Origin of the sequence: Pseudanabaena biceps PCC 7429 (assembly GCF_000332215.1) — a bacterium.
Classification (GTDB): Bacteria; Cyanobacteriota; Cyanobacteriia; order Pseudanabaenales; family Pseudanabaenaceae; genus Pseudanabaena; species Pseudanabaena biceps.
Genome location: NZ_ALWB01000028.1, coordinates 20,811 through 32,424, shown reverse-complemented (window position 1 = coordinate 32,424; position 11,614 = coordinate 20,811). Strand labels below are relative to the sequence as shown.

Annotated in this window: 7 protein-coding genes; 4 read left to right on the top strand and 3 right to left on the bottom strand. The window is 42.6% G+C overall.

The features are described 5' to 3' along the window. Positions 1-271: 271 nt before the first annotated feature. The 3 genes from PSE7429_RS05295 to PSE7429_RS05285 all read left to right on the top strand — a co-directional run bounded on the left by PSE7429_RS05295 (position 272) and on the right by PSE7429_RS05285 (position 6,396). Complete coding sequence (locus tag PSE7429_RS05295) at positions 272-736, top strand: CAAD domain-containing protein (RefSeq protein ID WP_009626049.1); 465 nt, start codon at positions 272-274, stop codon at positions 734-736. 336 nt (positions 737-1,072) lie between these two features. Beyond that, a complete protein-coding gene (gene dnaK, locus PSE7429_RS05290) occupies positions 1,073-3,043 on the top strand; it encodes a molecular chaperone DnaK (protein ID WP_009626048.1) in 1,971 nt (656 codons plus the stop codon). A 410-nt stretch (positions 3,044-3,453) separates the two neighbouring features. Next, positions 3,454-6,396 carry an ATP-binding protein gene (locus PSE7429_RS05285; RefSeq protein WP_009626046.1) on the top strand — a complete coding sequence of 981 codons (2,943 nt, stop codon included), beginning with the start codon at positions 3,454-3,456 and terminating at the stop codon, positions 6,394-6,396. A gap of 76 nt (positions 6,397-6,472) precedes the next feature. Here PSE7429_RS05285 and PSE7429_RS23345 read toward each other — a convergent pair whose 3' ends face one another. Then, positions 6,473-9,715 carry an adenylate/guanylate cyclase domain-containing protein gene (locus tag PSE7429_RS23345; protein WP_009626045.1) on the bottom strand — a complete coding sequence of 1,081 codons (3,243 nt, stop codon included), beginning with the start codon at positions 9,713-9,715 and terminating at the stop codon, positions 6,473-6,475. Between the two features lie 442 nt (positions 9,716-10,157). Here PSE7429_RS23345 and PSE7429_RS05275 point away from each other — a divergent pair, with 442 nt between their 5' ends. Then, positions 10,158-10,607 carry a DUF29 domain-containing protein gene (locus PSE7429_RS05275; RefSeq protein WP_009626044.1) on the top strand — a complete coding sequence of 150 codons (450 nt, stop codon included), beginning with the start codon at positions 10,158-10,160 and terminating at the stop codon, positions 10,605-10,607. A 10-nt stretch (positions 10,608-10,617) separates the two neighbouring features. On the opposite strand, the gene PSE7429_RS05270 is transcribed toward PSE7429_RS05275, so the two are convergent. Continuing rightward, complete coding sequence (locus tag PSE7429_RS05270; protein WP_009626043.1) at positions 10,618-10,953, bottom strand: XisI protein; 336 nt, start codon at positions 10,951-10,953, stop codon at positions 10,618-10,620. Then, entirely contained in the window at positions 10,941-11,357 is a 417-nt protein-coding gene (locus PSE7429_RS05265) for a XisH family protein (protein ID WP_009626042.1), read from the bottom strand. The genes PSE7429_RS05270 and PSE7429_RS05265 overlap by 13 nt, the downstream gene beginning before the upstream one ends. Positions 11,358-11,614: the final 257 nt, after the last annotated feature.

The window sequence follows — 11,614 nt, the reverse complement described above, 5'->3', positions numbered from 1 at the left end:
AGAAGGGGTAAAGCTTTGCTCACTGCTTTGCTTCAATCTCTACTTGCATCACCTCCCCGAAACACCTATTGAGCCAAAATGTAAATTAAAATGTGAATTAAAAAACAAACCCAGTAAGGGTTTTCAAAGCTGAAAATGGCTACGCCATTTTCAGCTTTGGTATAACGGCTCCATGGGTATCAATACAACTAAGCGATACAGCGATCCAAAAGCGAGACAAATGTTGTTAAAATTTTCACAATTAATAATGACTGCAATCTATAAATAAATCATGGAACCTCAAGAAACTACTGACGAAGCAACCGTAGAGAATGGAGCTGAAGTTGTAGAAGTCGCTATTGCGGCAAAACCCATCATCGAAATCCCCGTTAAGCCATTGTCCCCCACTCCTGAAATAGCAAAATCAATAGCAACAAGTCTCCCACCCACCAATGACTCACTGCCAGAGAGCAACCCTCTCTGGGAACAGGTTCAGCAACTTTGGCAAGATTACTTTGGCGAAGGCAAAAAAGATAACCTGACCCTTGCGATCGCTCTCATCGCTGCAATCCCATTTCTAATTGCCACATCAGCACTCTTAGAATTCCTAAATAAACTACCTTTATTACCTAGCATCTTTGAACTGGTTGGTTTTGGTTATTCCCTGTGGTTTGTCTATCGATATCTATTGCTAGCCAGTAGCCGCAAAGAGCTAATTGATGGGATCGCAGCTTGGAAAAACAAGGTTTTTGGCTAAATCTCTGTTAAGCCTTTCTGATAAATCTTTCTGGTAAACACAATGCAAAAGTCATATAAAAATCAATAGAATCAATAGACAGAAGGGGCTTAGTCCCCCTTTGTCCATATTTTGTTCATATTTATTTTTTGTCCATAGGCTATTCGCAAGTCATTCATAGGTATAGTCATGGGCATAGTGTTTAGATGCGTAGTGTTTAGATGCGTAGTGTTTAGATGCGTAATGTTTAGATACGTAGTGTTTAGAGCTAGGATATTAGCAAAGTAAAGCAAAACAAAAAATTGTTAAGCTGTTGAATAAGCAGTCTTGGGAAGTGAAGAGGTATATACGTCAAGCATGGGCAAAATTGTAGGTATTGACTTGGGTACGACAAACTCTGTGGTAGCCGTTATGGAAGGTGGCAAGCCCATAGTGATTGCAAACTCAGAAGGTAGCCGCACCACTCCCTCCGTTGTTAGCTTTACTAAAGATGGCGAACGTCTTGTCGGACAAATGGCTCGTCGGCAAGCGGTGCTAAATCCTGATAATACCTTTTATTCAGTCAAGCGTTTTATTGGACGCAAGCATAGCGAACTCTCTGCGGAGACTAAGCGAGTACCCTATACGGTCAGGCGTGACGATCAAGGCAATATTAAGTTACGCAGTTCTAGGCTAGAAAAGGATTTTGCGCCCGAAGAAATTTCGGCAATGGTGATTCGCAAGCTTGTCGATGAGGCAAGTCGGTATTTAGGCGAACCTGTAACAGGTGCGGTGATTACGGTTCCAGCCTATTTTAATGATTCCCAAAGGCAAGCGACGAAAGATGCGGGTCGCATTGCGGGTATTGAAGTTAAACGAATTTTAAATGAACCGACGGCTGCTTCCTTAGCCTATGGTTTAGATAAAAAGTCTAACAAAAAAATTTTAGTGTTCGACCTTGGTGGCGGTACGTTTGATGTGTCGGTACTGGAGGTGAGCGATGGCTTATTTGAGGTCAAAGCAACAACTGGTGATACGCAATTGGGCGGCGATGATTTCGATCGCCAAATTGTCAATTACCTTGCCGAAGAATTCCTCAAATCCGACGGGGTGGATCTGCGTAAAGAGCGTCAGGCTCTCCAACGTCTGACCGAAGCTGCGGAAAAAGCCAAGATCGAGCTTTCGACGGTCGGCGTTACCGAAATTAATTTGCCCTTTATTACCGCAACGGCTGATGGACCTTTACATTTAGAAACCAGTTTAAAGCGATCGCAATTTGAGCGATTGAGCGCCGATCTATTAGAGCGGCTACAAATCCCCCTCGATCGCGTCTTACGGGATGCCCAAATCAGCCCTCGCCAGATCGATGAAGTCGTATTAGTCGGTGGTTCCACAAGGATTCCTGCGGTACAGGAAATGGTGGAACGAGCGATCGGCAAGCCACCGAGTCAGAGCGTGAATCCCGATGAAGTCGTAGCGATCGGAGCCGTGATTCAAGCGGCGATTTTATCTGGAGAAATTAAGGATGTATTACTGCTGGATGTCACACCTTTATCTTTGGGTGTCGAAACTTCAGGTGGTGTAGTCAAACGCTTAATTCCTAGAAATACGACGATTCCCTGTCGCAAGATGGAATTATTTACGACTGCCGAAGACAATCAAACCTCCGTAGAAATCCATGTGATTCAGGGAGAGCGAGATCTCGCTGAATATAACAAGTCCCTAGGACGCTTTAAGCTCAGTGGGCTCGATCCCCAGCCCCGTGGGATGGCGCAGGTTGATGTGACCTTCGATCTCAATACCGATGGAATTTTGGCGGTAACCGCTTGCGATCGCCGTACGGGTGTCGAGCGTCGAGTCACAATCAAGGGGGCTTCCACCCTAGACGAAAAAGAAGTGCAGCGAATGGTTACCGAAGCAGAGCAGTTTGCCGATCGCGATCGCGCCAAACGTGAACGCATTGAAAAATTAAATCGGGCAGACAATCTTGCCGTAGGTGCAGAGCGACAGTTAAAGGAATTAGCCCTTAACTATGGCTACAAACTAAGTTACGAACGTCGCAAACAAATTGAGGGAGCCATTAAAAAACTCAGGGATGCGATCGCCAAAGAGGACGATGCACTGATCGATCGCGCTCAGTCAGAGCTACAAGAAGCGCTCTATGCGCTATCGAGTGAACTCTATGCCGAGGAAGAAGAATACTTCGACGATGATGATGACGATCTATTTAGTGGCATCCTCGAAAGTATTGGCAGTTTTGCCAGTCGCAATAAACGCGGTAAGGATGAAGATGATCGCCGTCGTCCTAATACTAGGGTTTCCTACGATGACGATGATGATTGGATGTAAGCCAAACCCCTCTAAATACCAATTCACGAAAGTGTTGTCGCACTTTCGTGAATTAAAAACTAAACCTAGTAATGCCAAGTTAAGAAATGGCTACGCCATTTCTTAACTTGGCATTATACCAATTCACGAAAGTGTGACGACACTTTTGTGAATTAAAAACCAAACCCAGTAATGGTTTTCAAAGCTCAAAATGGCTATGCCATTTTGAGCTTTGGTATTACTACCCAATTCGTGGCTGGGAAGGAGTTATATTCAGAACAGGCGGAACATTGCGTTGCCTTTACTTTGATATTTTTTAAGCTGCATGGCGATTGTCCCCAGCTCTAAGAAAGTGATAAGAGTACATTCTTGGAACTCTTTTGATGAGAATCTAGAAGCAATTATGCCTGTAGAGATAAGATCGCGCTACTATGACTGATTCTGAATCTAGAAACCAACCTGCCCAAATCGCAAGCCCATTGGTCACCTCCCAGAAATCGTGGTTTCAGTTACCGCGTAGTCTTAGCACCTTTGAAACATGGGGATTTGGCGCAACTGGACTCTTGCTTTGGTTTGGCGTAGCCCCAGCAATGCATATTGAGTTGGGAGAGAAAGCAATTTGGGTATGGATTCCTTCAGCATTTGTCGCCGTATTTCTCAATCTTCAAATCAGGCATTTAGGAAAACACTGGCAGGATATGTCAGGAGGAACTCCTAACTATACAGTGAGGTTGCTCAAAAACTATCCATTTATAGCTAAGTATGGAGCGATCGGCTATTGGCTGGGCTGGGTATCGGTTCCAGCAATCAATGCCATTATTCTAGCGGATTTAATCAAAAGCATCCTATTAGATTTTCATATCCATATTCCCGATGGGTTTCTCAAAGTTGCCTTTGTGCTCTTGCCCTATGTTGTGGCATTTAGTGGCACGCGATCGATGGCTATCTTTCAAGCATTTTTTATCGTTCCCGCCGTCAGTTTATTCATTGCTTTCTGTATTGGGGGACTCAACTGGTTAGCCTTTGCTCCCACTAGCCCTGGGTTTCTGTCCACAGGTGCAGTGAGTGCGCCATCATTTGTGATGTGGGCAAAGTGGTACTTTGTAGCTACCTACGCGATCTATGGATGTGAAACTGCTTCCTCCTTTGTTGCCGAGAGTCGTCGTCCCGATCTAACTCTAAAATGCTTGCAATACATGGCATTGCTCATTCCAGTCGTGTATGTAGGTGGATCTTGGGTTTTAGCAAGACTATCGACTAATCCTCTGGCAGGCGAAAATACTTATTTGCACCTACTGGACGCGGCAAAACCATTTTGGGGGGCTGAGGCTTCTTCATTAATTACCTTTTTGGTTGCCGCTGGTTGTTTGCTAAGCTCGGTAACTGCTGCATCAAACTCTCCCAGAGTTCTTTACCAGCTTGCCCAAGAGCGTCATTTATCTCCTTTATTCACATTATTTACACCTCGTAGCGTGATTGGTCATGGGCTAGTAGCAACTTTAATCATGAGTTTGCTATGCCTATTTTGGGGTGACGTTTCGCGAATAGTTATGATCACGGGCACGGGCTACTTAGCCAGCATCACGATCCTACATTTAGCAATTTGGCTAAAGCGCGATCGCCCTGAAACCTTGTATCCCTATTGGGCAGTTTTATTTTTAGCGATCGAATCCGTGGTTTTGGTCGTTGGGGGAATCGCATGGAGTTGGCAAGATTTACTGATTGGCTTGCTCTTGCCAATTTTCGTATTAGGAGCCGATGCTTTAATGCGACGACTGCCTTTTGCCTTTTTTCATGTGCAATGGTGGGCAAAAATTTACCGCCATAAAACATCCCTCAGATCATTTGATTTTATGATCGTCCAAACTATCACCATCATTATTTTGGTATGTGGTAGTACGGGAATAGGTTGGCTAGCTTTTAGCCTGCTAGATCAACATGGGGAAAATAGTGACACAAATCGCAATGCTCTATTTTTAGTGCTGCTCCTAGTTGTTGCCTTTCTTGGGATTGCGATCGCTTGTTGGACGAGCTTACCGCAGGTCATGACCATGGAAGAATCGAGACAAAGAGCAGAACATTTATTTGTGGCGGCTTTGGATGCCATGCTGATTGTCAATAACCGAGGCGAGATATGTCAAGCCAATCCTGCGGCGGCCTCACTCTTTGAGATCGATGCAATGCAACTGATAGGCAAACCCCTCGGACTCTTTTTAGAAGGAATTGATTATGATCCCGCCCTTTGGGATAACCTCAGTGAGAGGGAATTAAAACATAAATACCGCTTCAATACTGAAGCGAAAATACCCAGCATCGTTGAAGTAGCGGTATCGGAATATTTCAATCAATCTGATCGCACTCAGGAATATATCGCCATTTTGCGCGATATCACCGATCGCAAGTATGCTGAAAAATGGCTCCAAAGAAGTCTAAACGAACAAGAACAACTTACCCAACAAGCAAACGCACAGGCTCAAGAACTAGAAATAGTTTTGCAGGACTTAAAAAATACCCAAGCCCAATTAATCCAAACCGAAAAAATGTCCAGTCTGGGGCAACTTGTGGCAGGCGTTGCCCATGAAATCAACAATCCCGTCAACTTTATCTATGGCAATCTCAGCCATTCCTTTGTCTATAGTCAGGACTTACTGGAATTGGTCAGGCGCTATCAAGCTTGGGAGCAACAACAGGCGATCGCTCCCGATCCTGACATTCAATCGTTTATCGCAGATATCGATCTCGATTTTTTACAGGAGGATTTTCCCAAGGTTTTACATTCGATGAAATTGGGAGCAGAACGTATTCGCCAAATCGTATTGACCCTAAGGAATTTCTCGCGCCTTGATGAGGCTGAAATGAAACCGATCGATATCCATGAAGGTATTGATAGCACCTTACTTCTTTTACAAAATCGGATTAAGGGTAATCCCCATCAAAAGGAAGTTCACATTTTGAAGAACTATGGTGATATCCCTGTCGTCGAGTGCTTTGCAGGACAACTCAATCAGGTATTTATGAACCTGATCGGCAATGCGATCGATGCTTTACAAGAGCGAGAAAAGTTAGGTGCTTTTGCGGTTGGGAACGAACAACCACAGATCATCATCTCAACAGCAATAATTAATAATAATTTATTACAAATCAGTTTTAAAGACAATGGCTGCGGAATGCCCGAATCGGTTCGCGAAAAGATTTTCAATCCTTTTTTTACAACTAAACCTGTGGGAGAAGGAACGGGACTAGGGCTATCGATCAGCTATCAAATCATCGTTGACAAGCATGGCGGCACAATCCGTTGCATATCCGAACTCCAACAAGGAACCGAATTTTTAATTCAGATTCCTTTATCTCAACCAGAAAGTCAGGGAGCATAGTTGTACATAAACCAAAGAAGAGAAGGTTGGCGCGAAGCGCCAACCTTCTCTTCTTTGGTTTATGTAACTTTCATTCCTATAGTTTCTTACCCAGCCAATAGGTTTGCATTTGTCCTTTACCCTTGATCTCGATCGCACCGCGCTCGACTAAATTAAATTTATGCTTGAGGATTTCATAAGTTGCCGCCGATACTTGAATTTTGCCAACTTCACTATGGGACTCCATGCGACTCGCCACATTCACCGTATCGCCCCATAGATCGTAAATAAATTTTTGCGTGCCAATCACTCCCGCAATAACTGCACCTGTATGAATACCCACACGAATTTGCAACTGTCTACCTGTTAAATTGCGAAGTTCAGCAACTTTATCCACCATATCTAATGCCATCGAAGCGATCGCCTCCGCATGGTTTTCCGTAGAAATGGGAATGCCCCCAGCCACCATATAAGCATCGCCAATCGTCTTAATTTTTTCTAGTCCATAGGTTTCGCTGAGCTGATCAAAGCCAGAAAAAATTAGATTGAGTAGATCAACTAAATCTTGGGGTGACAGCTCTGAAGACATTTCGGTAAAGCTGACTATATCGGCAAAGAGAACCGTAACGGACTCAAAACTATCGGCAATGACCCCGTGGGACTGCTTCAGACGATCCGCGATCGCTTTAGGCAATATATTTAATAATAGTCTTTCCGACTTTTCCTGCTCGGTATAGAGGGCTTCTTCAGCGCGTTTGCGTTCAGTAATATCATCAAGCACCCCCAAAATCCCAATAGTTTTACCATCAGCATCAATGATGGGTAACTTACTAATATCTAGCCAAATCGATTGTCCATCTTCGTCTAGATTGAGCTTTTGTTGAATAACATGCAGTTCTGGGATATTTGATTCCATAATTTGGCGATCGTGCTGGCGAAAAATATCCGCCAATTGAGGATTCCCAATCAGATCGTAATCCGTCTTACCTACTACACTTTCTGGACTATCCAGTTGGGCATATCTTGCCCAGTTTTTATTACATCCTCGAAAGACCAAATTTGTATCTTTCCAAAAGATCTGCTGCGGAATACTGTCAATAATTAATCGCAAATAGGTTTTCTGCTCTTCGAGCGCCTTCTCGGCCTGTACTCGCGCCGTAATATCCTGAAAACTCCACACGCGCCCAATAATCTGATCGCCTAATTTTTGCGGACGGGAATAGCGCTCCACGACCCTGCCATCGACTAGTTCTAGAACGTCATAGGTTTCCATTTCAGGATGGTGATAAAACTCCTGCGATCGCTGCATAAAGTCCTGAGGATCGCGCATTTGTTCCGCCAGAAACTCCAGTCTAAGCGCGTAATCAGGCAACGATAGCACTTCTTGGGATAGCGCAAACATATCCACAAACTGTTGGTTATAGCTGGTAATATGTCCAATTCGATCTACAGCCAAAATCCCATCTGCGATCGACTCAAATGTAGCTCTTTGTAAACTTAAAAACTGCTCAAGAGTAGATTCAATCCGCTTGCGCTCGGTGATATCTACACCAATAGAAAGAATCTCCAGCATATTCCCCTCTTCATCCACAATAGGACGATTTGACCAAGATATCCATACTTGCATTCCATCACTGCGCGTATTTTGACTTTCCTGAAACATATCCTGAAACATATATAGATCGGCTTCATTAACACTCGCATTCATCCAAATTGGCAAATTAGATGTCATAGGATCGGCAGTCACTGGAAAAATTGTTCCTTCAATATTTTTACCAACCACTTCATCTTCCGTAGAAAAGCCAAAAAAAGTTAAGCCATACTCGTTCAGGAATTTAATTTTGCCCTTGGTATCTCGTCTTAAAATAATGCAATTGGCGACTTCGACGAGGGTGCGATATTTAGCCTCACTCACTCTTAATGCTTCAGTCCTTCGTTCCACTCGACTTTCTAATTCCTCATTACTTTTAGCCAAGGCCATAAAAGAGATTTGCAACTGCTCAGCCATTTGATTAAAAGAATCTGCGAGGATTGAAAGTTCGCGAACGTTAGCAGTTTCGATCGGATGATAGGGCTGACCACTAGCAAGATCCGCCGATGCCGAAAGATTAGCGAGTAAATGCGAAGCATCAATTAGTTTCTGCACTGGTTTCGCAATCCATTTTGATGTGTATAAGCCCGTTAAACTCGCAAAAACTAGGGCTAAAGCGCACAGCATAACTGTATTGCGCGTATTAACATCAATGCGATCGCGAAAATCCTGTTCTGACACAGTAACGATCAAAAGCCAGTCTAGCCCTTGCTTGCTTCGCAATCTAGAGATCTGGATATACTGAGTCGATCCTTCCCATTCCATTTGAATTTGCTGATGATCGGGAATATTCGCAGAATTAGGATATTTTTGAGAGAGATTCTGAAAGATTGATTTTAATAAGGGATTTTGACTTTGAAGGGCGTGAAGTCTCAGTTGCCTACGATCTGAGATATGACGATCTGAGATATTGCGATCTGAGATATAAGGCAGTTCTGAAGTTGATGTCGCTACAATGTCGCCCGATGGTTCGAGGATAAAGGCTTGTCCCGTTTTAGCGATCGTTAACTGTCTGAGAAAGTCACCAATTTGCGAAAGGGTTAAGTCGATCGCTAAAACTCCCCGAAGATTGCCCGATTCTCCATAAATCGGCATAGAAGCCGTAATTCCTAAAATTGGACGCGCCACGAATAGATAGATCGGGCTCCAAACCGCATGACGGGATTTGACCGCTCCTCGATACCAAGGACGTTCTTGGGCATCGAAGATATTCACTTCAATTTTATTGAGCACCCTCCCAGCGTCATCTAACCGATAGATCGACTTTTGCCTTAATAGTTTGGGAAATGGCTCTAGGGTTAATTTGGTGAATTTAGTTGATGAAGAGCGATGTAGTACGAGAGCATCATCCTTCCTTCGTTCAATTCCCATAAATTCACCTTGAGGATTTGTCGCGTAGAAAAAATATAGGATTTTTGATTGGCGCATCTGTTGCCAAAGTAATTCATCCAAACTATCTATATTTTCAAAATTCAGTTTTCCAGCCTTGGCGATCGTGCCATAGGTTTGTAACACCTCTAAAGGAGTATGAAAGTATCCCCGCACATGGGTTTCAATTGCATTCGTTACTTCCAGCCCAATTTTAGGAGCCAGTTCCTGAGTCGCTTCTCGTCCATTTTGGATCGATAACCACCCAGTTACCCCCACCGCAGCAATCACCTGTGTTACAAATGGAACGATCAGTAATAGCTTTAGAGAAAGTTGATAGCGATCGTTGGAAGCCTTATCTTGGGAGAAAAAAGAAGGCATATAAGAGCTGCAAAAAAGTCTATACTGCCAATGATAAGGCGATCCTTACTGAAAAGAACAAGTCTGCGACTATTTGCTCATTAAGATAAAACCTAAAAAATATGTAGCACCGCTTTGCAGTGCCATACATCTTTTGGGTTTGCAGTTTCTTTTGCAAGAAATCAAATCGCGACTACAAGCTATTTATAGCGATCGCCTATTTTCAGTATTGTTATATGGATCTGTAGCTATAGCAAAGTAATACCAAAACTAAAAATGGCTACGCCATTTTTAGTTTTTCAAACCCTTACTAGGTTTGTTTTTTATTCACAAGTGTTGTCACACTTTCGTGAATTGCTATAAGGTAAACAGTGAAAGGATTAGCGAAGGGATTACTTTATAAAAATATAGGTGAGCAGATTTATAATATTGATTTAGCGTTTGATTAACAAAGGTGATCTTGATGATGTCAACACTACTATACGATTCGGACTTTTATCGTTGGACGGTTGAGCAGGTAGAGCGTTTACGCTTAGGTAAATGGGATGGTTTAGATATAGAGAATTTAGCGGAGGAAATTGAATCTTTGGGGAGCCAAAAAAGATCTGAGTTGGAAAATCGTTTAGCAATTTTGCTGGGACATTTGATTAAGTGGGATTTGCAGCCGAGGTTGCGCGGTAAAAGTTGGCGATTAACCATCAAAGAGCAAAGAATTCAAATAAAAAAGCTAATCCGAAAAAATCCTAGCCTAAAATCTTATCTATCAGAAGCGATCGCTGATGGTTTCGAGTTAGCTTTAGTTCTTGCCGAAAAAGAAACTCGCCTTAAACCCAAGGATTTACCGAAAGAATGCCCTTATTCTATCGAACAAATTTTTGATGAGAACTTTCCCATTGGCATTCAAAATGTTTAAACGCTAATTCTTAGCTAACTGCAAATTCTGTAAACTGTCGCATATAGCTGGAATGAAATCCATTTACTATATTTTCTTTTGGGATACCCATCTCTGATAACTTGACAGCTATATCAAACTCTGTTCCATTGTGTTGCACCCAGATCTTGTCATCTCTGATATCAAGATGCACAACACAGCCATAAATTCGGCGATCGTTTCGCCAGCCTACATGAGCTAGTTGATAGTGATCTCGCTCAGTATCAAAGATCAATTGTGACTCAACTCCATCATTTGCTGAGCCATATTCTGCTAGTTGCGTGAGTAAATCTTGGATTTTTTGGCGATATTCATTTAGTCTTGCCATTTCACGATCTCCTGCTTTTCTGGTTTATAAATTGCTAACTTGAGTTGATATTGCTGAATTGTGGCTTGGACAAAAGGCAATTGAAAGAATGAATCATAGGTGCTTGATGGTATGGCTAAATATAATTTGTAATCTGGGTACTGCTCTTGCATTAGTAAGCGGTAGTTGAGATATTGCCCAAGTGCTGTATGAAATTCAGAGACGGCTGAACCACCGAGAAAGCTTTTTATTTCTACTGCTATTTTTTCGTTACTTCGTTCTGCGGCAATGATACGCTCTGCTCCTAAGTCAACATATAGCAGCCCCAGACCAAATTCTAATGAAAGTGGATCATGGGTTATTTGCCAACCATCTTTTTGCAAGGCTATTTTGACAGCATCATAAAAAATATCTCTTGCAGACATGACTTATTCCGATGATTCTAGCATTTTAACATTATTAACTTTAGGTGTAGTTGTAGCAATTAGTGAGATATCTAGTATTTTAATTTTAGCCAAATATGGGGACAGAGCGTTCCCGCAGCAATGATCTCCAGTTTTTTGACAAGATCGAAAGTATAGTTCTCTTTTTTAAAAATCAGATATCTAAAAACTTGACATGAATTTTATTAATTGAAGTGGTTGCTTTTCATTCTTTTTTTCTGTAAGATTTGATGAGAGTT

Bases quoted from the DNA above. Each gene is read 5' to 3' on its own strand.
- PSE7429_RS05295 (WP_009626049.1), top strand. From the start codon at position 272: ATGGAACCTCAAGAAACTACTGACGAAGCAACCGTAGAGAATGGAGCT.
- dnaK (WP_009626048.1), top strand. From the start codon at position 1,073: ATGGGCAAAATTGTAGGTATTGACTTGGGTACGACAAACTCTGTGGTA.
- PSE7429_RS05285 (WP_009626046.1), top strand. From the start codon at position 3,454: ATGACTGATTCTGAATCTAGAAACCAACCTGCCCAAATCGCAAGCCCA.
- PSE7429_RS23345 (WP_009626045.1), bottom strand. From the start codon at position 9,715: ATGCCTTCTTTTTTCTCCCAAGATAAGGCTTCCAACGATCGCTATCAA.
- PSE7429_RS05275 (WP_009626044.1), top strand. From the start codon at position 10,158: ATGATGTCAACACTACTATACGATTCGGACTTTTATCGTTGGACGGTT.
- PSE7429_RS05270 (WP_009626043.1), bottom strand. From the start codon at position 10,953: ATGGCAAGACTAAATGAATATCGCCAAAAAATCCAAGATTTACTCACG.
- PSE7429_RS05265 (WP_009626042.1), bottom strand. From the start codon at position 11,357: ATGTCTGCAAGAGATATTTTTTATGATGCTGTCAAAATAGCCTTGCAA.